The sequence below is a fragment of the Psychrobacter lutiphocae DSM 21542 genome, from assembly GCF_000382145.1.
Classification (GTDB): domain Bacteria; phylum Pseudomonadota; class Gammaproteobacteria; order Pseudomonadales; family Moraxellaceae; genus Psychrobacter; species Psychrobacter lutiphocae.
In genome coordinates, this window is the sequence record NZ_KB907625.1 from 34,448 (window position 1) to 57,742 (window position 23,295).

Below are 23,295 nucleotides of genomic sequence, written 5' to 3' on the forward strand. Positions count from 1 at the left end.
ATTATTGCAGCCATATAAAGTATTGCAGCCATCTAAAGTGGCATAAGTAATAAATAACGTACATGGCTAATGCACCTACTCTTATCTGAGTGCTTGCGTCACTACATTTTTATAGGTAACGAGTCTTTGTTTGTAGGTAACGAGTCTTTGTTTGTAGGTAACGAGTCTTTGCAAACCTGAACCTTTACACATATCGACAGCCGACAGCTTAGACCAATGCGCCCACAGCTTAATCCAATATGTTAGACTATAAGCCATCCCAAAAGAATATAACAGGCAAGATGCAACAAAACGCAATCCTGCCAAACTTAATGTTTAACTTACTAGTTTTCATTTTTTCATTCTAATAAAGGAATAATTATGAGCTTAACTCTTTCTGTTAGCAAAAAACTACCAAAACTGACTTCAAAAAAAAGACTTAAAAAGAACCAATCTCAAAATATCAGCACACAGTGCCTTGCCGTTTTTGTTGATGACAATGCAAACGTGCTAGGCAACACAAAAGAGCTTGCACCCTACCAGCAGCGTATTGACGCCCTAATTGAAGCCTCCAACTTTGAAGGTAAAGTGGGGCAAATCGTTGCCGACTATGCACTGGCAGTTGATAACAAAAAAGCGCCATTACAACTATTATTAGTCGGTGTCGGCACAGTTACTAAACTAAACGCAAGTAACCTTCAAAAAATAGCCACTGCACTTTGCAAAGCCACTCAACAGCGTGTCAGCGACCTAGTGGTGGTTATCGGCGATACACTGACAGATGACAGCACACAACAGTTTGCGCTTAGTCTATTAAATGCCAGCTACCGTTTTGATAAATATAAATCAGAAAGTACAAAAGTGACCTTAAACCAAGTAACCTTGGTTGCCAACATCGAGCAAGCGGTCATTGACTATGTTACGGCTATTTATAGTGGTCAATCACTGGCTCGTGATGTCGCTAATGAGCCTGGTAATATCTGCTTTCCAGAATATATGGCAGAGCAAGCCAAAGCATTACAACAAGCCTATCCAGAGCTATTGAAAGTAACGGTAATTGGTGAAAGTGAAATGCAAGAGCTAGGCATGAACTGCTTCTTGGCAGTATCTCGTGGCTCTGAACGTGAAGGTCAATTAGTTATCCTTGAGTATCAAGGTAAAAATCGACTTGCCGAAAGCAAAGCGCAAACATCAGGACTGGCAGACACACTTGCTAGCAACCTAAAAGTAGTGGCCGACAAGTTACCAAAAAAACCTGCCAAAACAAAATCAACTACGCAAAATACAGATAGCGATGCCCCTATTGTCCTAGTTGGTAAAGGCGTGACCTTTGATACTGGTGGTATCTCGCTAAAACCAGCTGCCGCAATGGATGAGATGAAGTTTGATATGGGAGGATCAGCATCTGTATTAGGTACAATCAAAGCTTTATGTGAAGCCCGTCTGCCCATCAACGTTGTTGGTGCGCTAGCCTGTGCCGAAAATATGCCATCAGGTAATGCCACACGTCCAGGAGACATTGTGACCGCCATGAATGGTAAAAGCGTAGAAATTCTAAATACAGATGCTGAGGGTCGCTTGGTATTAGCAGACACCCTTTGCTATGTACAACGCTACAACCCAAGCGCCATTATAGATGTCGCAACACTCACTGGTGCCTGTGTTGTTGCTCTAGGACACGTTCGCTCTGGTGTATTTAGTAACGATGAGGACTTGTTATTTGAGCTTGAAAATGCCAGTTCTCAATCAGGTGACTTGATCTGGCACATGCCATTAGATGATGACTATCAAAGCCAACTTGACTCATCAGTTGCAGATATGCAGAACATCGGTGGCCGTGATGCTGGTGCAGTTACTGCTGCTTGCTTCTTATCACGCTTCATTGAAGAAGGTCAGGCGTGGGCACACTTAGATATTGCTGGTACTGCTTGGAAGTCAGGTAAAGAAAAAGGCGCCACAGGCCGTCCTGTACCACTGTTTTTACAGTATCTTAAAAACAACATCGCTTAATGACTACTCTCATTAATGATGCAAATTAACTTTTATATATTAGGTGAGCGTTATGCACTAAATAGCGCCAACACCGACACCGCTTCAGATCCCCAGCTATCGCAGGCGGATTCTGAAGCGGTGCTTCTATTTGTGTGCAAACTTATCCAAACAGCTGTTAAAAAAAGTGAGCACAGCTTAGTGGTAGTCGATGACCAACCAGAGCGCTTACAGCTATTAGATACCCTGTTATGGACTTTTGATACCACCAGCTTTATCCCTCATGAGCTTATCGTGGCAAACACCACAAGCACTGCCTTATTGTCTGCTCCCGTCACTCTACTGTCACAAATGCCTCATGGCTTTGATGGCGTAATCCTTAATCTTGGGAGCAGTCCCTTGCCTATATTCACTCAACAATCCTCATCCACTCCAGCCTTAAATGCTAAAAAAACAGCCATCCTTCCTGAACGAGTATTAGAAATTATTTCACCTGATTCAGTGAGCAAAGAGCAAGGACGACAAAAATACCGCACTTATCGAGATTTGGGCTTTACCCTAATGCACTACAAAATCGACTAGATACAATACTTATAAATACAATACTTATAAATACAACACTTATAGATACAACACTTATAGATACAACACTTAAACGATAAATATAGTAATATGTTGCAGATGAGTTTAAGTTTTGTATAATTATCTCATTTATTTAAGGGCTGTTGAACATTGATATTTGTAGGTAAAATGGGTATTTGTAGATAAAACGTAAGGAAATTTGTTTTAATCAAGGCGATAAGTGCCGCTAATATCTAGATAATAACAAGCCTATCAGTGCAGAGTAAGATAAATCTAACCCGCTTTGACACAAAAGTTACTTGTTGCAAGTTGTCACATATATAAGTTTGCGTTATCACTGGAGCCCATCCTGAATTCTGTGCAACAGGCCTTATTTATAGTGTTTATTACTTAACCCACATGGAGTGCTTATGAGAGCCTTTATCGATATGTATCAACGCACCGGCTTAGTCCCTTTAATTATCATCGGACTAATCATAGGTGTTTTAATAGGCTGGCTACTACCTTCTGCTGGTATTGCTTTAGGGCTATTAGGCACTTTATTTGTTGGTGCGTTAAAGGCAGTAGCCCCTATCTTAGTATTTGCTTTGGTAATGTCAGCTATCAGCCAGCATCAAACTGGGAGTAAAGTCCACGTTAAGCCTGTCATTATCATGTATATATTTGGTACTTTTTTGGCGGCATTAACAGCTGTCACTGCCAGTTTTTTATTCCCAACAGAGCTTATTGGCTTAACCAGTATTGAAGCAGTGGCTGATCAGGCACCGCCTTCTGGTCTAAAAGAAGTACTAACGACGCTACTCATGAACTTGGTTGACAACCCAATTAGTGCGCTTGCAAACGCTAACTATATGGGCATCTTAGCTTGGGCTCTTATTATCGGCTTTGCCTTGCGTCAGGCTTCTGAATCAACTCGTGTTATGGTCGGTGATATGGCTGAAGCCATATCAGATGTGGTTCGTTTTGTAATTTCATTTGCACCGATTGGCATCTTGGGTCTCGTTGCCAATACAGTTGCCGAAACTGGCTTTGTAGCACTCAAAGGTTATGCTCAGCTGCTCACTGTATTGGTTGGCAGTATGCTGTTTATTGCCTTGGTAATTAACCCGATTATCGTTGCTATTAAAAAGAAAGAGAACCCCTACCCCTTAGTATTTAAATGCCTACGTGAATCAGGTATTACTGCTTTTTTCACTCGTTCCTCTGCGGCCAATATTCCAGTTAACATGAACCTAGCGGCTAAGCTTGGTCTGCACGAAGACACTTACTCAGTAACCTTACCACTTGGTGCGACCATTAACATGGCTGGTGCTGCAATTACCATTAACGTCTTGACCTTAGCAGCAGCACACACCCTGGGTATTCATGTTGACTTCGGTTCAGCATTGCTACTTAGCGTCATTGCAACTGTGAGTGCCTGTGGTGCTTCAGGTGTTGCTGGTGGCTCATTATTATTAATTCCTCTGGCATGTAGCCTATTTAACATTCCAAACGATATTGCAATGCAGGTCGTTGCTATCGGATTTATCATTGGTGTGGTTCAAGACTCAGCTGAAACAGCACTTAACTCATCCACTGATGTACTATTCACTGCAACTGCTGATCCAAAATCAATTCGAGAGATGCTTAGCACCAGTCAGGCTGCTATCTAAAGCACTTTTGTAGCGTTTGGATGGTATGGCATAAACGTTTGGGTTTATCCCATAGCGACACTCAAGCTAGCTTGAACAAAAAAGCCTTATCTATCCTAGATAAGGCTTTTTAGAACAACAAGCTCGATAGCTCTTAATCCACATCAATATTAATTTCAATAACCTGAGTATTACTGCCTTGTGACTCCCACTGACGTTTGAACTGACGCAACTGCTCCACTTCTTCTAAAAGCTCTAGTATCAATCCAATAGCTGGGACACTGGCTTCAAAGTCACGACTTAGACGTGAGGCACGACGTACAGTAGCCAACTGATAGCCGGTGAACTGTTTAGTTTCTGGTACATCATATTCGATAACGTTTTCTTCAATCAACGCCATGACCCAACTTGGCTCTGCACCACAGGCAGTGATAAGCTCATCTAGCGTCATGATAATATCGTTAAATTCATTTGAATGCTGCATGATAACTTTCCCTTATTATTCTACTTTGATTGGCGTCATTAGCGTGTAATCTGAGTATCCGCAAATACTTCTTTTAAAGTAGCATAGGCTTGTTGCTGAGCCTCTGTCATCACTTCTGGACTGACGATGTTCAAAGTAAGATACAGATCGCCTGCTTTTTTAGCAGGAATACCCTTACCCTTAATGCGTAAATGACTACCAGATTTACTATTTTTTGGTATATTCACTCCAAATTTACCCGCTGGTGTACTGACATTGATCTTATCACCTAGAGCTGCTTCCCAAGGGGTGATATTAACTGTCTGATACACATCTGCACCTTCTAAGCGAATATTATCAGGATGGTTGATGGTCACTTTTAAAAACAAATCACCATTTTTCCCACCACCCATGCTGGCAGCCCCTTGGCCACTTAGTCGGATTTGCTTGCCTTCAGTAATCCCTTTGGGTATCTTAATTTTCAGTGTTTTTTGCTCATGGCTGACGCTGCCATCTGCCTGACGAGTTGGGACATTTAGCTTAATGCTATAATCATCACCCCTATATACTGAGTCTAATGACACACTGATTTCTGCATGCTGATCTTGCCCTGGTACTGGCCCTGTATCTCTAAAAGCATTTCCAAAGTGATCATAGCCCTCAAACCCTGAACCTGATTGACGCGATGAGGATTGATTACGGCCACCAAATGCAGAAAAGATGTCATCAAAACGGAAGCTGCCACTACCAAAAGGCGCACCTTCACCAAATTGATCTTTGACATCTTCCCATCTAAAGCCCCCTTGCCCCCTATATCCTTCCGCACCACCAAAGCCACCTGCAAAAGGATTGGCTTGCATCGCATCATATTCAGCCCGCTTTTCTTTGTCTCTTAGGGTTTCGTAGGCGTTATTGATTTCTGCAATTTTTTGATCAGCTTGCGGATCATCGCTGACATCTGGATGGTATTTACGTACCAGCTTACGATAGGCTTTTTTAATATCTTTTTCGGTGGCGTCTTTACTGACCCCTAATACATCGTAATAACTTTTTTCTGCCATTATTATTATCCTATTTGAGTATTGTCATATTTAAAAATGAGAAGCTTAACCTATGCTCTAAGGCTATTTATTCAGCTTTATTAATGTTAATGAGTTAATTATTAATATGGGGGCAATCGCGTAACTTTTCATATCCTTTTTTGTTACAGTACAGCGCAAAAAAGAATACAGCCTAAAAAATCGCAAAAAAAAAGAGCGTATAAAATTTATACCCTCTTTTTGACTTATACCTTTTGCCCCACTTTCAACTTAAAAATCCGATATAAACTGGATTTTATATTCCAGCTAAACGTACTTATTAATAAAAATACTAGGCTAATGAGAAAAACCTGCTTCTGCCTGCTCAAGCTCAGTCATTGATTCTAACAACAAATCTTCCTGATGAGCCTCCTGCTGCTGTAATCTGGCCTGTTCATCTAACAGCTTCAATAGCTCATCTTTACGATCTTCATTGTACAAGCCAGTATCTGCTAGCTTCTCCTCTAACTGTGTCAAAACCGTTGTAATTTTATCTAGTTGTTTTTCAGCTTGCTCAATACGTTTACGAATCGGCGCGGTTAATTGACGCTGTTCTGCAGCAAGCCTACGGCGCTCCTCTTTTGTCAATTGCGGTATTGACTCAGATATGACAGTGCTCGTATTCTTGACTATCAGACTTGATTCTTGGTCATCTTGTGTGCTTACCATCTCTGCCTCATCTTTGGCATCAGACTTGCGCTGCTCTGACAGCCACTTGCCATAGTCAGCCACATCACCTTCAAACTCTTGTAACTTACCATCATGCACAAGATATAGCTCATCACAGACATTGGCAATCAGTTCTCTGTCATGTGACACCAACACCACCGCACCAGCAAAGCCTTGTAACGCCATGGTCAACGCCTGACGCATTTGTAAGTCCAGATGGTTGGTAGGCTCATCGAGTATCAATACATTTGGTCTTTGCCAAACAATTAATGCCAAGGTTAAGCGCGCACGCTCACCTCCCGAAAACAGCTTACTTGGGGTATCAATGCGATCACCACGAAAGTCAAAACTACCCAAAAATGAACGCAATTCTGCATCGGACGTCTTACCCGCCAAACGGCGTAGCATTAACAATGGTGTGGCTTCAGGATCTAAGCTATCCATCTGATGCTGATTAAAGTAGCCAATATGTAACGTATCCGATACTTTATAGCTACCCGATAAAGGCTGAAGCTCACCAACGAGCGCCTTGATCAAAGTTGACTTGCCAGCCCCATTCATCCCTAGCAGACCTATACGCGTATCTGGCGTAATCTGTAAGCTAACCTGGGTCAAAACAGGTAGATCACCATAACCAATACTCGCCTCTTTTAGCGAAATCAAAGGCGAGCTCATGTGGCTGGGTTCATAGAACTTAAAGGTGAATGGATTATCTGCCATCACAGGCGATAAGTCAGCCATACGCTCAAGCTGCTTGAGACGGCTTTGTGCCTGCTTTGCTTTAGTAGCCTTGGCTCGAAAGCGGCGCACAAAGTCCTCAAGGTGTGCACGTGTTTGTTGCTGCTTTTCATAAGCTTGTTGCTGCTGTGCTAGACGCTCACTACGGGTGCGTACAAACTGTGAATAGTTGCCAGAATATAGGGTTAACCTTTGGTTTTCGATATGCAAAATGAAGCCTACGGTAGCATCCAAAAAGGTTTGGTCATGCGAGATTAATAATACGGTACCATCAAACTTAGCAATCCATTCTTCTAGCCACAAAATTGCATCCAAATCCAAGTGGTTGGTCGGCTCATCTAGTAGCAACAAATCGGCTCGGCTCATCAAGGTTTTAGCAAGGTTTAAGCGCATACGCCAACCACCAGAAAAATCAGTCACTGGGAGTTGATGCTGGCTGGTTTTAAACCCAAGGCCTGCCATCACTTGCGCCGCTCTGGTTGGTGTACGATAACCATCGATGTCATCAAAGCGTTGATGTAGATGAGCAATATCATTATCACTTAGACTCTCAAGTGTCATTAATTGTTGGTTAAGCTGATACCACTCTTTGTCACCACTGAGCACATAATCAATGGCTGGCTGACTGCTACCTGCAACCTCTTGTGCCATGTGTGCTACTTCCCAGCTACTAGGAATACTAATGCTGCCAGCGTCAAGAGTCAGTTCATCACCGCTTTGCTCACCCATCTGGGTCAATAGCACCCCAAACAAGGTTGATTTGCCCGTACCATTATTGCCCGTCAAACCAACCTTTTGACCTGGATGTATTTGGAAGGTAGCCTCTGAAAATAATACTCTACCATCACGACGTATGCTGACTTTATTAAATTCAATCATGGGAATTATCACTTTTGGTTATTTCTTTTTTATTAACAGTATTTAGGGGCTGTTGAACCTTCACCTTCGTAGGAAAAAATGAGATAAATCTGTCTTAATGAAAGCAATAAATGCAGCTAATAAATAGATATTGACCGATTCATCAACAAAGAATAAGGCAAATTTAGCCTGTTTTAAACAAAAATGAAATTTTCATTAAAACCTAGATTACTATTGAACACATGTGGTGAGTGTTCAATAGCCCCTAATAAAACAAAATATGGCTACAAAAAAAGAACAGTTAGCAGGGGATAGTACATTGAAAATCAAGCATTATGCCTCATTATGCTATAATGAATGGCAACTATTTAAAACACCCTTCATTGGTGTTATCAATAACTAGTGGTAAGACCAACACGGTTGGTATAAACCATTAGCCAAAGCTAAACCATAACACAAACCTTTAATGCAACAATTATAAGCGGTCGATATATCTATGGCCGTTAAGTGAAGTTTGACACTTTACGAGGATACTATGACAACTATTACTCTAACTGACAGTGCAGCAAATAAAGTCCGTAAACTCCGTGAAGAAGAAGGTGACAACAGTCTAATGCTACGAGTGTATGTCACTGGTGGTGGCTGCTCAGGCTTTTCATACGGCTTTAATTTTGCTGATGAAGTAGGCGAAGATGATGCCAATTTCAAAAATGATGATGTCACTTTGCTCGTGGACTCATTAAGCTACCAGTATTTACAAGGCTCTACTGTTGACTATACAGAGGGCTTAGAAGGTGCTCGCTTTGTAGTGACCAATCCTAATGCAACCACAACTTGTGGCTGTGGATCATCCTTTTCTATTTAGAGCGTGTCTTCATTTTGAAAATGGTGATAAAAATAACATAAATCTCAATCAGACATCACAGTCAAACAACAAAAATAATGCAGATAGCTAAAAGACAACTGCAAAACATCATATCGTGGCACTGTTATTTATCAATGCACATGATTTTTTAATCACTTTAAGCTACACTAATTTGATATTCATTAATCAAAGATACAGCTATCAGACAATAGGGGCTATTCAACAGAACCTAATAAAAAAATACTTGTAATTCAAGCATCTTGCAACTCATGCATACAGCTAAAATTAGATCTTTGTAAACCTAGCCTGTATTAGAATGCAACATACAAACAATAGATAATGATGCGCCTGATTAACTTTGAGATTTTTAATTGATTTTGAGACAATAGTATGACTAACGTAACTACCCAAAGCCAGCACCCGCTAATACCCTCTTGGTTAACCAGCAAGCACTTATCTGGTATGTTGCGTGGCATCGAAAAAGAAGGATTGCGCATGCAGTCGGATGGCTACTTAGCGCAGACTCCACATCCAAAGTCTTTGGGCTCCAAGCTAACTCATCCATATATCACCACAGATTACTCTGAAAGCCTGCTAGAACTAATTACCTCACCAAAACCAACCGTAGCAGAGACCTTAAATATGCTACGTGAGCTACATGTTTTGGTACATCAGTCACTAGATGAAAATGGCGAGCTGATGTGGCCACTGTCTATGCCTTGCTTGCTCTCCGATGATGACAATGACATCCCTTTAGCAGACTATGGCACCTCTAATGTGGGACGCTTAAAGACCCTATATCGCAGTGGCTTGGGCATCCGCTATGGCCGCCGTATGCAAACCATTGCTGGGTTGCATTACAACCTATCCTTTGGTGACAATCTATTTAACGCTTGGCGTGATAGCTTGCCAACAGCCGAGCAATTAGACTCTCTCACAGAATTTAAAAATACCAAATATCTTGGCCTGATTCGTAACTTTAAGCGCATGAGCAGCTTGGTTCTGTATTTAACTGGTGCCAGCCCGACAGTGTGTCCTTGCTTCTTGACAGGTCGTAAGCATGATCTTGAGCTAATGAATCAGACCACCTACTTTAAACCAAATGCTACCAGTTTGCGTATGAGTAAGCTTGGCTATACCAATAGCGTGCAAGATCAGCTTGACATACGCTACAACAACTTACCGGAGTATGTTGACGGTCTGCGCCGAGCCATTAACACCCCATTTTTAGGCTTTAGTAAACTTGGTCTTGATGACAAAGATGGCAGTCCAATCCAAATCAATGATCATATCTTACAAATTGAAAACGAATATTACAGTCCAATTCGTCCCAAACAAATTGCAGAATCTGAAGAAACACCAAGTCATGCGCTTGAAGCCAGAGGTATCGCCTATGTTGAATTTAGAGCGGTTGACTTAGACCCTTATAGCGACATCGGTATTCGTTTATCGACTGCTTGCTTCTTGGAGGTGTTGGCATTATATTGCTTACTCACTGACTCACCAGACCTATTACCTGAAGAAGATGCTCTATTGGCTGAAAATCTTGAGCGAGTGGTCAACAATGGTCGTCAACCAGGGCTAACTGTTAAGACGCCGTCTGGCGAAGTGCCACTTAAACAATGGATGCAACAGCATTTGGAAGCTATGATGCCTATGGCTACTTTGTTAGATGAGCAATATGGCGGTAACAACTACCGAGTGGCATTGACCTTAATGCTAGGCAAAGCTGTCTATCCAGATGCGACCTTGTCCGCGCAAGTATTGGCAGATACCGAAAAGTATGGTAGTACTTGGAAGCTTGGCTACGCCTTAGCACAACAACACCGTGACTCTATCATGCGTAATACATTAAGTCCGAAAACACAAGCAAACTATGAAGTTTTGGCGGAGAAGTCATGGATACAGCAGCATGATTTAGAACAAAGTGATACTCAAAGCTTTTATGACTATATCCAGCAGTATCGCTAAGATCAGCCATACTGCAAGGTTAGGTTAACGCCAATTAAAGAACAAACCAATCATTGCCGTAAAAATAATACAACAAAGCATAAAAAAAACAGCAAAACTTGTCGATTATAAAATAGCATACTCAAGATGACTATCCGTTGCCAAGGAGCAACCCATGCAGCGTCTATTAACTTATCGCACTTTAAATTTAATTTTGGTGTTTTTTTCTATTATTGGAATGGCCTTTGCTATTTTTTATTTACAAGTGTACAAAGGGCTTGAGCCTTGCCCACTCTGCATATTCCAGCGTGTTGGCCTAATGGTTATGGGCATCTTTGCCTTTATTTCTTTTGCATTTAACCCAAAAAACATAGTGGTTCGAGCGATATTATGGATTGGCTCGATGGCAGGTATTGTCTGGTCAGCAGGGGTAGCTGCGCGCCACGTATGGCTACAAAACCTACCACCTGATCAAGTACCTTCTTGTGGTCCAGGTCTAGATTACTGGCTTGAAGCCTTACCAATGCAACAAGTAATTAACCAAGTTTTAGCGGGCTCTGGTGAATGTGCTGAAATCAGTTGGAAGTTTTTGGGTTTGACCATCCCTGAACAAGGACTTATTTTCTTTAGCGCTTTAATTTTGGTAAATTTAGCAGTATTTTGGCGTATGCTCAAAGATCACCGTTCCTAGCTCATATTTCATAGTTTTATCATGTTTAGCTTTTTACGCGTTTTTAGCTTTTTACGTGTTTAATGTTTCATGCGTTTAGCTGTTTATCACATTTAACATTTAGTTTTTATCACATATAGATAGTATCAGAGGTTTCATGCACGTTCATATTTTAGGTATTTGTGGCACCTTTATGGGCTCACTGGCATTATTGGCTCGTGACCTAGGTCATACAGTTACTGGTTCTGATACTGGTATTTATCCGCCCATGTCAACTCAACTAGAGCGTGCTGGGGTCGAAATTCAAGAAGGCTATCACGCCAGTCATCTAAAGCCTGCGCCTGATTTAGTCATCGTAGGCAATGCCATGAAGCGCGGTATTGAAGCGGTTGAATATATGCTCGATGCAGGTATTCCTTATACCTCAGGGCCACAGTTTTTATCCGAGCAAGTATTACAACACCGTCATGTGTTGGCAGTTGCTGGTACACATGGTAAAACCACCACCACCACTATGCTGGCTTGGATTTTACAATACTGCAGGATTGATACTGGGTTTTTAATCGGTGGTGTGCCCTTGGTGGATAGTAATGATGACCGACTCAATAAAACCTTTGCTCATAGCAGCTACTTAGGCGCTGACACCAATAATGACGGTGATCGTGGCTACTTTGTCATTGAAGCAGATGAGTATGACTCTGCCTTTTTTGATAAACGTTCGAAGTTTGTCCACTATCGCCCACGCACTGCTATCTTAAACAACCTTGAGTTTGATCATGCTGACATTTTTAAAGATTTGGATGCCATTCAGACTCAATTCCACCATCTAATCCGTATGATTCCAAGTAATGGGCAAATCATTATGCCAGCCCATACCCCGAGTTTAGAAGCCACTATTGATAAGGGCTGCTGGACACCAATTTGGCGCACTCAAATAGCAGATACAGATACTAGTAGCATAGAAGTGCCTTGGCGTGCTGAGCTTATCAGTGAGGATGGTGGCCATTTTCGCATCCACTTTAATGATGTCAACAACCACCTCGCCACTACTGCCGAGGTCAACTGGGACCTAAGTGGCCGTCATAATGTCGAGAATGCGATGGTTGCGGTAGCTGCAGCTTATAACATCGGCATCGATATGGCTGACGCTTGTGCTGCTCTCTCCAAGTTTTCGGGTATTAAGCGCCGGATGGAGCTTATTGCAGATACCACCTATACCCAAAATGGTGTCAGCGGTCATGTCCAAGTATTTGATGACTTTGCGCATCATCCAACCGCCATTACTACAACACTTGATGGCGCTAAAAAGAAACTAAAAGATAGTAAAATCTGGGCCATTATCGAACCACGTAGTAACACCATGAAACTTGGCATCCACAAGGACAATCTAGCCGCATCGGCACAGCTTGCTGACGAGGTGATTTGGTATGAGCCAGCAGGATTAGAGTGGGGGCTTAGTGACGTAATCGATCAAACCAAAAAAGCTGTTGGCAACACCCAAACTGTGATAAATGACACTCAAAAAATCATTGATTATGTGCTATCACAGCTTGGAAAAACCGACCAAAATGATGCGATTATTATTATGTCTAATGGTGGGTTTGAAAACATCCATCAACGCTTATTAGCCGCAATTAACGCCTAAAGCTTAACAACGGCTTCCATCATATAATCGAAGCCAACAAACTGATAGTCGTATTCAACAAACTAATAGCAAATCTGAAAATTAAGATATCGAGGAAAACGAGTACAAACGCTATAAGTAAGAGGTTTATCGAATTTGACAAAGATAGGTTGTTTTTCAGAAAAGGTATAAAACACAAAGCAACCGAGTGAAAATACTACTATGGTAGGCTAAATGAGGTTAACGCTGCCACTCTTTTGTTTGATTATACCAATAGACTGTTATCACAGAGATTTCAATGTCATAAGTACACTATCTATTGCTATCTGACTATTGCTGTCTGACAGTAGTGGACTTTTTGATATTACTGACAATATATTAAAACAGCACAAACTTAATATTTTCTAAACACAAATGTTAATAGAAAAATTACAAACTATAAACTCTATCATGTGAAGACTATAAAAATATCTGTAACGCTCACAGAGCTTGTACACACTTAACAAATCATCCTTATCACTTCTGATACTTATTGACTAAAATCCAATTTGCATATTCATGTACGGCTAGTTGTGTACATGAACAACCGTTGTGCAAGAAACTCTTTTATTCAAACATTAAAAACATTAAATAAAAAGTAAAGAAAAAGGATGACAAACATGGGTATTATTTCGACAATTATCGTTGGTTTTATTGCTGGATTATTAGCACGTGCCATTAAGCCAGGTAATGATGCGATGGGTTGGATTATGACCATTATTTTGGGTATCGCTGGTGCTTTTGTCGGTGGTTTTTTATCTGGCGCTTTAGGTATCAGTGCTGACGGTGGCTTTATTAGATTGGCATTTTCTGTCATTGGTGCTGTTATTTTACTCTTTATTTACGAGCTCTTAGCTAACAAAACTTCTGCTTAATAAGCTGTTATTTGCTTAGCCTTAACTTTTGTCTGGCTCAAGTTATTGTCTGACTGTCTGAATAGTTAGCTTATGGCTGTATAGTTAGTTGTGAGGTTTAGTCTATATACTCCTACGGCAGTGTCATATCACCAGCTTCAATCCAGCCAAGACGCTGCATAAGCCAAGCTACTAAACCAGCTATAATCGCTGGTAACATAAACATTAATAGCACAATGGCCAACCAAATCTGCGAGGTACTCAACGTACCTGCAGAGGCCTCCAATACACCAAACACTCCGACAAATCCTGCCGTACCCATGCCAGCACCGCTGGCAGTACTCATAAGACCAAAACCGACAGTAGCAATCGGTCCGACCACAGCACTGGCGATAATCACAGGCAACAGAATGATTGGTTTTTTGAAAACATTAGGAATCTGCAACATACTGGTACCAATACCTTGAGCAATGGCACCACTGATACCGTTGTCTTTATAACTGGCAACGGCAAAACCTATCATGTGTGCAGCGCAGCCAACCACAGCGGCACCACCAGCTAACCCATCAAGACCAATAGCTATACAGATAGCAGCGCTTGAGGTGGGCATGGTTAGTAGTAGCCCAACCACTACTGCAATCACTATCCCCATCATAAATGGCTGTAATTGGGTGGCGAGCTCAATACCAGCTCCTATGCTATTGACTAGGCTCACCACAGGCGGATTAAGCCATGCACAGACAGCTAAGACAACCAGACTCACTGTCCAAGGCACTAAGATAATGTCAAGCTTGGTTTTGCCTTGAATCCAGCTACCAGCCCGATAAGCAAATACAGTTGCCAAATAAGAACCTATTGGGTTGCCTGGTACTGCTAAGAAAGTCGCTGGTGCATCTGCTTGCGGGGTAAATAGCTGACCTGCCATCAAGGCTTCAGAATGTGCGCCCATCATGCCTGCTACCAAGCAGGCAAATACCACCAAGGTTGGCGCATGTAGATAATAGGCGATGCCAACACCAATACCTGCACCCATCAAGAGCGAAGCCAGCTTGCCCAAGTCCATCAGTAGTGGCATATCTAGTGCCAAACCCACTTGTGAAAAAATAAGTCCTGCAATTAGAGTAACAAATAGACCAAGTGCCATGCCAGTAAAGGCATCGATGAAATAGGTGTTAAAAAAAGCACGTAACCGGGGTGGCTGTGCCAGTGTTGCGTTATGGGGTGTCGAGGCGCTCATCGGTGCTGCTCCCAAGGCTAGCTATAAGGGCAATTTTGATTTGGTTTAGCTTTAGTTTTTAGCAATACAAAACAAAGTTTTTGGTTAAGCTGAGTTAACTGAATCGCTATAATTTAGTCACTTTAATTTAGCTGGCTATTTAGTACTACTTGCTCCACTTTGGCTTCGGTGGCGTATATTCTTGTAGTTTCGTTAGTAGCTTATTTATGTCATTAGATACCACCAGCATATCCAAATAAGTCTGACGCATAAAGCCAGATTTCACCATACTCTCTAAGAAACTTAGCATTTCATCATAATAACCATTGATATTTAAAAATCCGCACGGCTTATTATGCAACCCCAACTGTGCCCAGGTCCATGCCTCAAAAATCTCCTCTAATGTACCTGCACCACCTGGCAAGGCCACAAAGGCATCGGCATATTCTGCCATTTTTTGTTTACGCTCATGCATATCATTCACAACGATTAGCTCACTAATACCACCATGCGCCAACTCTTTGTCCGCCAAATGCTTAGGGATTACCCCTATCACATTTGAACCATAGGCCATTGCGGTATCCGCTAAGGCACCCATCAGTCCAACTTTACCACCACCATATACCACATCAATACCTTGCTCACCCAAGGCTTCGGCAAACTGATAGGTCTGCTTTAAATATACCGCTTCTAACCCTTCGCTTGAGCCACAATATACCGCTATTCGCATGATATGTTATTCCTCTTTTTTAACGTTTAAACACTTTTAAGATAACTGTTTAATGAGCAACAAATACTAAGGGGTGTCTGTATTTTAGAGACTGTATACATTAGAGACTGTATACATTAGAGACTGTATACAATTGAAGACGCACCTTAAAATGTCGCATAATATATATCTACAATGGTCAAAAAGGAACCGTTAACTATGCCTCATTTAAATATTGACAACTTATCGCCACTAGCGCAGGTCACGCTCAATCTTGCGCAGACAGACACTCGACTCTCGGTTATTCAAGCCGACATCACCACCTTAGCGGTAGACGCCATTGTCAATGCTGCAAACTCAAGCCTACTCGGTGGTGGTGGTGTCGATGGTGCTATTCACCAAGCGGCTGGCCCACAACTACTCACCTATTGCCGTACCTTAAAAGGATGCCACGCTGGCGAAGCCAAAATTAGCCCTGGCTTTGACTTGCCAGCCCGTTATGTAATCCATACCGTTGGACCGATTTGGCGAGGCGGTAACCACCATGAGTCCGAGCTATTAGCTAGTTGCTATCAGCAATCGCTACAACTGGCGATAGATCAGCAACTAAACAGCATTGCATTTCCCGCCATTAGCACAGGCGTTTATAGTTATCCATTAATACCAGCGACCAAGATTGCTATCGAAACTGTTGTTGAGTATTTAAAGGATACCTCATCAAACGATCACTCATGCAACGAAACTATGCCGTTGCGTGATGTCATATTCTGCTGCTTTTCAGTGGATGATGCCAACGTTTATAAGCAACTATTGGCACAGCTTAACGCTTAGTTCAGCTTGGCTGAGTGTATAGAGTCTGATTGAGAGCCGAGCTTAAAATTAGAATTAACTTTAAATGCAACTCTCAACTTTTAACTTTCAACTCTTAGCCCTCGACCCTCAAACCTGAGCCTAAGCCTGAGGCCAAATTTTTCCTGGATTTAAGATGTTATTTGGGTCTAATGCCTGCTTAATTGCCTGCATCATAACCACTGCCTCGCCATGCTCATAAGTCATATATTTACGCTTACCTTGCCCAATACCATGCTCACCGGTACAGGTGCCTTCCATATCGATGGCTCGTTTCGCTAGGCGACCAACCAAATCTTCCGCTGTCTTCACCTCGTCAGGGTTGTCGGTATCCACTAGTAATAGCACATGGAAGTTGCCATCACCAACATGACCAACGATCGGGCCAATCATACCCGAAGCTTCAATATCTTTCGCCGTTTCGCTAACACACGCCGCCAAACGTGAAATAGGAACGCAGGCATCCGTTGACAGCGCCTTAGCCTCAGGGCGTAGTGCACAGCTTGCAAGATAGGCGTTATGACGCGCATGCCATAGCTTTTTGCGCTCTGTCTCATTGGTATCCCAAGCAAAGTCAGAGCCACCACACTCCTCAATAATATCGCTAAAGACTTGTGCTTGCTCACGTACGCCAGCCTCACTGCCGTGAAATTCAACAAATAAGGTCGGAGTTTCTTTTAAATTCAAGTTTGAGTACTGGTTACAGGCTTTGACTTGTAGCGCATCCAGTAGTTCAATACGAGCAATAGGCAGACACATTTGAATGGTCATCATGGTCGCTTCACAAGCAGCCTCGACACTTGGGAAATGACAAATACCACTGGCAATACACTCACTTATACCAAATAGTTTAAGCGTAATCTCAGTAACTATCCCTAAAGTACCTTCAGAGCCTATAATTAAACGGGTTAAATCATAGCCTGCTGCAGACTTTTTGGCGCGTGTACCTGTTCGAATAATCTTACCCTCAGCAGTAATCACTTCTAAGGCCAGTACCACATCTTTCATCGTGCCATAGCGTACCGCATTAGTTCCTGAAGCTCGAGTCGCTACCATACCACCAATCGTAGCATTGGCACCAGGGTCTATCGGGAAAAACAACCCTGTATCACGCAAGTAGTGATTTAACTGCTCACGGGTAACTCCTGGTTGCACCGTTACGGTCAAGTCTTCATTATTGACCTGTAAGATTTCATTCATCTCACTCATATCAATGCACAGACCACCATAAGGTGCATTTAACTGACCTTCTAATGAAGATCCTATACCAAAAGCAATCACTGGCATCTTGTACTGGTTACAGATAGCAACCGCTTGCGCTACATCTTGTTTGCTTTGTGCTATCAGTACTGCATCGGCTGGTTGATTTTCTAACCATGTCATGGTGTGCGCATGTTGCTGACGCGTGGTTAAGTTAACACTAAGCTTATCGCCAAATACATCTTGTAACTTGGCAATCGCCTCACTAAAGCGTGAGTCTTGTTGCAGGGAGTTGGCTAATTGCGTCATAGTAGCTCCTTATAGGGTGTTGATTCTGGGCTATATCGTTGACTTCCTCCCCTCACTAAACCGAAGGGATTCCTACATCTAGACGGTCAAGCCCGACCGCAAGAATGTTCTTACTGGCGTTGATATCCCTATCATGCCATGTGCCACACTCAGCACACCTCCATTCTCTTATTCCAAGACCTGCTCTACCTTTCGGACTACTGGACATATCGCCACAGTGTGAGCTAGTCTGGGTAGTGTAACTCTCATTTACTATCTCAAACTGACAACCTGCATACTTACATACTTGCATTTATATTCCAGTTGTCGCTTAAATTCAAACCATGCTGCATCGTATGTTGATTTAGCCAGTTTGGTCATCGAATTTGTAAGTGAGCGTGATTTAACATCACCAACCACAATTAAGGCATTGTCCTTAACTAATTGGGTGGTGAATTTGTGTATTGCATCTAATCTTGTGTTTTTTACCTTTGGCCAGTGACAGCTGAATGGTTGATTTAAGTGCCTTTTTGCCTGTTTGGTGTGTGGCAATATGCTTGATGGCGGATTTTTTAAAGGGTATCCAGCCAAGTGCTTTGCGTTTGATATCGGCACGATTGGTACGCCAGTTCAGTTTGGCTTTTTTAAACTGCTTACGGCTTTTGGCGTGGGTTTCATTAATGGCTTGAATGGTTTGAGAGTGTAAGCCAAGTAATTCACCGCTACCTTTGATGTATTCGTTTAGGTCATAGGCTAAAAACAACTTGCCTGTTCGCCTTAGGTGTTTGTAACTTAGGTCATTGACATAGTTCCACGCATAGTTGACACTCCCAGCTATTTTGTTTAGCTGGTTTGCGTGTTTGTCTTTGATGCGTAGCTTGAGTGTTTTCATAGGGTTAGTGTGTCAAATTTACTGTTTGGCTGCAAGTATAGTTGTAGTCGAATAAATGAGTTACAAGGCAACCGAGTGCAAGTACTACTGAAGTAGGCTAAACGAGGTTAACACTGTAACTCTTTTATATGGCTGTGACTATAATTATGCGATAGTCTGTGTTGCCTTATATCTACCGACTTTAGGCGATATATCCACCGACTTTAGGCGATAGTTTTACGGCAACCTTGGATAAACAGCAATATACTTTCATCGCTGTTGCTTGCTACTTACCTACTTCTGTTGGCTTTTATAGCATAAGTTTTATCTAAATTGTTTTATAAATCAAATTTATACGATAGCGATTGACTATCGTGTATATTTTTTCTAGAATGAAGACAACATTAAAACATTTGTTACGAAGCTGACACAGGATAACAACATAGCTTTGCTTAAAACCTTTGTTATAAATAAGGAATAACAAGCGGCTTATCTAGTCACTACCAATTTATCCATATTATCAGTTTTATGGCTGTGTTTTAACAAGCTTGATGATACTCTACAAGGAAGTTGCAGATTATAACCTTTAACTTTCTGCTAAGTTAACTATCTTTTGATACTAACTGTCTTTTGATACTAACTGCTGGCCTTCTATAAGCTGGACTTATCAAGCGCTAACTCAACATAGATATGTTGCAATAACGTAATTACGCAACATTATTTTACCTTATACAAGGACGTATCATGAAAAAAGTACTCTCTCTTACTTGCGCAATTGCCGCTCCTTTGTTATTTAGCCAAACGGCCATGGCACAAATTGACTTTCTTAAATTTTTAGATACCGATGGCAGTCATAAACGCTTCTCAGTCTCTGCAGGCTGGTTACATGCCAAAACTGAGGATAAACCAACACCACTACAAAACTCAACCTCTATTTATAACGGTTACCAGTCTGGCCCAGCACAAATTTATGGTTTACAAGAGTGGAGTAGCCCAAGGACTGGTCTAACCTCAGATAACGTCAATACTGCCGGTATGCTATTTACTACTTATATTGACGATCACTGGTCGGTAGAAATGAAAGCGGGTATTCCGCCTAAAGTTGACATCTTGGGTAAGGGCTTTGTTCAAGCACCCGGTCATGCTTTTGTTGGCGGTAATATGTTGCCTGCCACAACAGACGTCACCCATATGGCTCAAGGCAATGGTGTTGCATCAACAGCACGTGCTTGGTTACCTGCAGCTTTAGTTCAATATCAATTTGGCAAGTCTGGTGTTAACAAATTCCGTCCCTACGTCGGTGTTGGTATGATGTATGCTTATTTTAGTGACATCAAGCTAAACCGTGGTATTGGTCAAGACTTATCTGTTGCAGCAGGTCGTATTCAGTTAATTGAAGATGGCAATCCTATCGCAGCTTTAGGTAGTAAAGAAGACGTCATGAAGGCAGTTAATACTGGTGCCATGTCAGTTAAAGTTAGTGGCTCTAGCGCTGTTGCTCCGATTATAAACTTAGGTGCTACCTATGATATTGATGATCGTTGGTATGCGGTTGGCTCTGTGAGCTATGCTAAACTTGACAATGATACTACCATTTCAGTACGTAATGCAGAAGGCAAAGAGTTAATCTACTCAAAAGCCAACATTGATATCGACCCTATTATCACTTATCTTGGTCTAGGCTACCGCTTCTAGTTAATCAGTCTCAAATAAGCTGATAGAATGTAAAACATGCGGTAAATATTAGCTCAACGTCCAAAAAATAAAAAAACGTACATTTTAAGAATGTGCGTTTTTTTTATTATGATGTATATTGGGGTTCAGCATCATGATGCTAACCGTTATTTGACACCGTACACCAAAGTTTAGCTATTTTTAGCCCATTTCAAAATAACTGTACAAATTGAAGGCACAATACGAATCAAGGATACACCCTAAAAACTATATGCCTAAATCACAAAATCAAACATCTGCAAACAACCCAAAGTGACAGTTCCATGAATCAATCCAACTTAACCCCCAACTCACCATTCATAGATGCAGACAACAGTGCCTCACAGCTACCACTACATGTAGCCACCTTATACGATGTACGTGCTGGCAAAGCCATGCCATTTACCCGAGATGAGATGAGCGCCATTAATAAAGTGCCAGTTAATGCGCCTGTGGCTGTCAACTATCTAGGGCTTGTCAGCGATGAACAGGCAGATAGACGACATCACGGTGGGCATTTAAAAGCAGTGCATCAAATAGCAACCGCTACTTATACCAAACTCAATGCAGAGTTTAAGCTAAAACTAACTGCTGGGCTATTGGGTGAAAATCTAATTACCACCCCAGTGGCTGGCGTAAAAGATCTAGACGAGGCCACAGTCTGTATTGGCGATGTGTTCCAATATGGTGACGGTGACGACTGTGTTCAGCTACGCATCGTACAACCTAGGCGACCTTGCTATAAAATTAATGATCAAATCGGCCCTATGGCAAGTCAGCGCAATATTGCCTCTTGGATTACCAGTCAAGGCATTGCCGGCTGGTACTTTCAAGTGGTCAAAGAGGGCATGATTGAGCATGGGATGCCAGTTTATTTAATTGAGCGCCCCTATCCCTTTGCCAACTTACAGACCTTGTGGCAGCTTGCCAATCAAAAGCAAAAAGTTGCCGCTGCCATCATTGAACCTTGGCTGGCAATCGACTGCTTAGAAGACAGCTGGAAAAAAGTATTAACCAAAAAAATAAAACCTTAACTGGTTGCGAGACGATTATGACTTCTTCAGATCCAAATAACAAACTGCCCATCGAGGCAAATAATCAGGCTACTGATAAAGCCGACAAGTCAAGCACAACAACAAGCACTAATAAAAACACGGCTGACAATAGCCATAACTATCCAGCTTATTCAGCACCTAGTACCAGCACATCTAAACCAAGCTGGCTATGGCTACTACCCTTAGTATTGGTTGCCTTAGTAATCGGTATCTTTGCTGGACGCTTATGGACTCAAAAACAGCTTGAAGCAGATGCTTTAGAAACAAAAAAATCTGTATCACCACAAATAGCCACCACTACTGGTGTCACTGAAATTGAAAAAGAAGTTATTCAAAAGCCAGTGTTAACCGTAGAAACTATTCAGCCAGAACCAGCAGAGATGAATAATGACTTGGTCGCCGATGGCACTATTAGCCCCGAAAATACCTCCTCAGTTAGTGGCAAGGTAAATGGTGTCTCACTGGAGCAAGTACTGGTGAAAGAAGGCAGTGAGGTTAAAAAAGGTCAAGTACTAGCTGTATTTGATACCGATGCTATTCAGCAACAAATTATCCAAGCACAGGCCGAACTGGCTGAAGCTGAATCTAACTATGATCTGGCCAAAAAGGATGCCGAGCGAGTACTGCCATTATTAGAAATACACGCCATTAGTCAACAAGAGGCGGATCGCTACGTAGCTACTGCCAATCAGGCAGCTGCCTCTGTCGCAGCAGCTAAGGCACGTCTGAATAATCAAAACTTAACCCTAAAGAATGCCAAAGTCACCGCCCCAGTTAGCGGCATTATTAGTCAAAAAAATGCCGATGTCGGTAACGTACCAGGCCCTGAGCCTTTGTTTACCATCATCGAAAATGGTCAATTAGAGTGGCAAGCACAAGTCAATCCTGACAAAGTAGGCAACATAAAGGTTGGCAGCTTAGTTGAAGTCAGTCTGCCAAATAACCGCAGTGTCAGTGGTAAGGTTACCCGTATCTCGCCAACCGCCGAAGAAGGTAGTCGTCAAATCACCATCTTTGCTGCTTTAAACAAAAGCCCTTATGCCAAAGCTGGGATGTATCAACGTGGCACCTTTAAACTTGGCAGTCAAAATAAGCTTACCATTCCTGTCAGTGCGGTTGTCACGGAAGATGGCTACGATTATGTGATGCAAGTAGAGGCAATAGAGACCGAAGATAATGAGGAACCAACCTATCGTGTCAGCCGTGTCAAAGTGGTGCTCGGCGAGCGTCAAGGTGATCGTGTTGAACTTGTTGAGCCGCTAAAAAGCAACAACCCTATTGTCCGTCAAGGTGGCAACTTCTTAACCGATGGTGATGTGGTGCGCATTGCTAACTCACAAGACGCTAATATTAGCTCTAACTCTAGCACTAATACCAAAATTTAATATTGTCATTAGCACTTAG

18 protein-coding genes and 1 pseudogene are annotated in these 23,295 nt (G+C 42.1%); 12 read left to right on the forward strand and 7 right to left on the reverse strand.

All coding sequences use genetic code 11. From position 1 onward, the window contains the following. Positions 1-360 precede the first annotated feature (360 nt). The 3 genes from H140_RS0102390 to sstT all read left to right on the forward strand — a co-directional run bounded on the left by H140_RS0102390 (position 361) and on the right by sstT (position 4,202). Positions 361-1,989, forward strand: a complete 1,629-nt coding sequence (locus H140_RS0102390) for a leucyl aminopeptidase (RefSeq protein WP_019672058.1) — start codon at positions 361-363, stop codon at positions 1,987-1,989. Between the two features lie 15 nt (positions 1,990-2,004). After that, a complete protein-coding gene (locus H140_RS0102395) occupies positions 2,005-2,550 on the forward strand; it encodes a DNA polymerase III subunit chi (protein WP_019672059.1) in 546 nt (181 codons plus the stop codon). Positions 2,551-2,960: 410 nt separating this feature from the next. Next, complete coding sequence (sstT, locus tag H140_RS13715; protein WP_019672060.1) at positions 2,961-4,202, forward strand: serine/threonine transporter SstT; 1,242 nt, start codon at positions 2,961-2,963, stop codon at positions 4,200-4,202. Positions 4,203-4,335: 133 nt separating this feature from the next. Here the strand turns inward: sstT and H140_RS0102405 are convergent, their stop codons facing one another. The 3 genes from H140_RS0102405 to H140_RS0102415 form a co-directional block, all read right to left on the reverse strand. Then, positions 4,336-4,665, reverse strand: coding sequence for a chaperone modulator CbpM (locus tag H140_RS0102405; protein WP_019672061.1), 330 nt, complete (start codon positions 4,663-4,665; stop codon positions 4,336-4,338). 38 nt (positions 4,666-4,703) lie between these two features. After that, on the reverse strand, positions 4,704-5,705 hold the full coding sequence (locus tag H140_RS0102410) for a DnaJ C-terminal domain-containing protein (RefSeq protein ID WP_019672062.1): 1,002 nt from the start codon (positions 5,703-5,705) through the stop codon (positions 4,704-4,706). Between the two features lie 315 nt (positions 5,706-6,020). Beyond that, on the reverse strand, positions 6,021-8,009 hold the full coding sequence (locus H140_RS0102415) for an ATP-binding cassette domain-containing protein (RefSeq protein WP_019672063.1): 1,989 nt from the start codon (positions 8,007-8,009) through the stop codon (positions 6,021-6,023). A gap of 514 nt (positions 8,010-8,523) precedes the next feature. On the opposite strand from H140_RS0102415, the gene erpA reads away from it, so the two are divergent. The 5 genes from erpA to H140_RS0102440 all read left to right on the forward strand — a co-directional run bounded on the left by erpA (position 8,524) and on the right by H140_RS0102440 (position 14,011). Further along, the gene (erpA, locus tag H140_RS0102420) at positions 8,524-8,853 is read left to right on the forward strand and encodes an iron-sulfur cluster insertion protein ErpA (protein ID WP_019672064.1); all 330 of its coding nucleotides are present in this window, start codon (positions 8,524-8,526) and stop codon (positions 8,851-8,853) included. 390 nt (positions 8,854-9,243) lie between these two features. Beyond that, a complete protein-coding gene (gene gshA / locus H140_RS0102425; protein WP_019672065.1) occupies positions 9,244-10,824 on the forward strand; it encodes a glutamate--cysteine ligase in 1,581 nt (526 codons plus the stop codon). A 154-nt stretch (positions 10,825-10,978) separates the two neighbouring features. Continuing rightward, positions 10,979-11,494, forward strand: a complete 516-nt coding sequence (locus tag H140_RS0102430) for a disulfide bond formation protein B (protein WP_019672066.1) — start codon at positions 10,979-10,981, stop codon at positions 11,492-11,494. A gap of 136 nt (positions 11,495-11,630) precedes the next feature. Continuing rightward, the gene (mpl, locus tag H140_RS0102435) at positions 11,631-13,118 is read left to right on the forward strand and encodes a UDP-N-acetylmuramate:L-alanyl-gamma-D-glutamyl-meso-diaminopimelate ligase (RefSeq protein WP_019672067.1); all 1,488 of its coding nucleotides are present in this window, start codon (positions 11,631-11,633) and stop codon (positions 13,116-13,118) included. Between the two features lie 638 nt (positions 13,119-13,756). Beyond that, positions 13,757-14,011 (forward strand): GlsB/YeaQ/YmgE family stress response membrane protein, encoded by a 255-nt coding sequence (locus H140_RS0102440; RefSeq protein ID WP_019672068.1) that lies wholly within the window; start codon positions 13,757-13,759, stop codon positions 14,009-14,011. 112 nt (positions 14,012-14,123) lie between these two features. Here the strand turns inward: H140_RS0102440 and H140_RS0102445 are convergent, their stop codons facing one another. Both H140_RS0102445 and H140_RS0102450 read right to left on the reverse strand, forming a co-directional pair. Then, positions 14,124-15,227, reverse strand: coding sequence for a PTS transporter subunit IIC (locus tag H140_RS0102445; RefSeq protein WP_019672069.1), 1,104 nt, complete (start codon positions 15,225-15,227; stop codon positions 14,124-14,126). A 145-nt stretch (positions 15,228-15,372) separates the two neighbouring features. Next, positions 15,373-15,939, reverse strand: coding sequence for an LOG family protein (locus tag H140_RS0102450; RefSeq protein ID WP_201546944.1), 567 nt, complete (start codon positions 15,937-15,939; stop codon positions 15,373-15,375). A gap of 195 nt (positions 15,940-16,134) precedes the next feature. On the opposite strand from H140_RS0102450, the gene H140_RS0102455 reads away from it, so the two are divergent. Further along, complete coding sequence (locus H140_RS0102455) at positions 16,135-16,746, forward strand: O-acetyl-ADP-ribose deacetylase (RefSeq protein WP_019672071.1); 612 nt, start codon at positions 16,135-16,137, stop codon at positions 16,744-16,746. A gap of 120 nt (positions 16,747-16,866) precedes the next feature. On the opposite strand, the gene H140_RS0102460 is transcribed toward H140_RS0102455, so the two are convergent. After that, on the reverse strand, positions 16,867-18,273 hold the full coding sequence (locus H140_RS0102460) for an FAD-binding oxidoreductase (protein WP_019672072.1): 1,407 nt from the start codon (positions 18,271-18,273) through the stop codon (positions 16,867-16,869). A 55-nt stretch (positions 18,274-18,328) separates the two neighbouring features. After that, positions 18,329-19,144: pseudogene (locus tag H140_RS14860) on the reverse strand (RNA-guided endonuclease InsQ/TnpB family protein). Between the two features lie 723 nt (positions 19,145-19,867). On the opposite strand from H140_RS14860, the gene H140_RS0102470 reads away from it, so the two are divergent. From H140_RS0102470 to H140_RS0102480, 3 genes are all read left to right on the forward strand, one after another. Beyond that, a complete protein-coding gene (locus H140_RS0102470) occupies positions 19,868-20,818 on the forward strand; it encodes an OmpW/AlkL family protein (RefSeq protein WP_019672073.1) in 951 nt (316 codons plus the stop codon). Positions 20,819-21,120: 302 nt separating this feature from the next. Next, positions 21,121-21,870, forward strand: coding sequence for an MOSC domain-containing protein (locus H140_RS0102475; protein ID WP_019672074.1), 750 nt, complete (start codon positions 21,121-21,123; stop codon positions 21,868-21,870). Between the two features lie 17 nt (positions 21,871-21,887). After that, a complete protein-coding gene (locus H140_RS0102480) occupies positions 21,888-23,276 on the forward strand; it encodes an efflux RND transporter periplasmic adaptor subunit (protein WP_019672075.1) in 1,389 nt (462 codons plus the stop codon). The last annotated feature ends 19 nt before the right edge of the window (positions 23,277-23,295 follow it).

What these genes read in the sequence shown, in the direction of transcription:
- H140_RS0102410 (WP_019672062.1), bottom strand. Translation starts at nt 5,705, where the DNA reads ATGGCAGAAAAAAGTTATTACGATGTATTAGGGGTCAGTAAAGACGCC.
- H140_RS0102445 (WP_019672069.1), bottom strand. Translation starts at nt 15,227, where the DNA reads ATGAGCGCCTCGACACCCCATAACGCAACACTGGCACAGCCACCCCGG.
- H140_RS0102415 (WP_019672063.1), bottom strand. Translation starts at nt 8,009, where the DNA reads ATGATTGAATTTAATAAAGTCAGCATACGTCGTGATGGTAGAGTATTA.
- sstT (WP_019672060.1), top strand. Translation starts at nt 2,961, where the DNA reads ATGAGAGCCTTTATCGATATGTATCAACGCACCGGCTTAGTCCCTTTA.
- H140_RS0102405 (WP_019672061.1), bottom strand. Translation starts at nt 4,665, where the DNA reads ATGCAGCATTCAAATGAATTTAACGATATTATCATGACGCTAGATGAG.
- H140_RS0102440 (WP_019672068.1), top strand. Translation starts at nt 13,757, where the DNA reads ATGGGTATTATTTCGACAATTATCGTTGGTTTTATTGCTGGATTATTA.
- H140_RS0102430 (WP_019672066.1), top strand. Translation starts at nt 10,979, where the DNA reads ATGCAGCGTCTATTAACTTATCGCACTTTAAATTTAATTTTGGTGTTT.
- H140_RS0102390 (WP_019672058.1), top strand. Translation starts at nt 361, where the DNA reads ATGAGCTTAACTCTTTCTGTTAGCAAAAAACTACCAAAACTGACTTCA.
- H140_RS0102475 (WP_019672074.1), top strand. Translation starts at nt 21,121, where the DNA reads ATGAATCAATCCAACTTAACCCCCAACTCACCATTCATAGATGCAGAC.
- H140_RS0102395 (WP_019672059.1), top strand. Translation starts at nt 2,005, where the DNA reads ATGATGCAAATTAACTTTTATATATTAGGTGAGCGTTATGCACTAAAT.
- H140_RS0102455 (WP_019672071.1), top strand. Translation starts at nt 16,135, where the DNA reads ATGCCTCATTTAAATATTGACAACTTATCGCCACTAGCGCAGGTCACG.
- gshA (WP_019672065.1), top strand. Translation starts at nt 9,244, where the DNA reads ATGACTAACGTAACTACCCAAAGCCAGCACCCGCTAATACCCTCTTGG.
- erpA (WP_019672064.1), top strand. Translation starts at nt 8,524, where the DNA reads ATGACAACTATTACTCTAACTGACAGTGCAGCAAATAAAGTCCGTAAA.
- H140_RS0102470 (WP_019672073.1), top strand. Translation starts at nt 19,868, where the DNA reads ATGAAAAAAGTACTCTCTCTTACTTGCGCAATTGCCGCTCCTTTGTTA.
- mpl (WP_019672067.1), top strand. Translation starts at nt 11,631, where the DNA reads ATGCACGTTCATATTTTAGGTATTTGTGGCACCTTTATGGGCTCACTG.
- H140_RS0102460 (WP_019672072.1), bottom strand. Translation starts at nt 18,273, where the DNA reads ATGACGCAATTAGCCAACTCCCTGCAACAAGACTCACGCTTTAGTGAG.
- H140_RS0102480 (WP_019672075.1), top strand. Translation starts at nt 21,888, where the DNA reads ATGACTTCTTCAGATCCAAATAACAAACTGCCCATCGAGGCAAATAAT.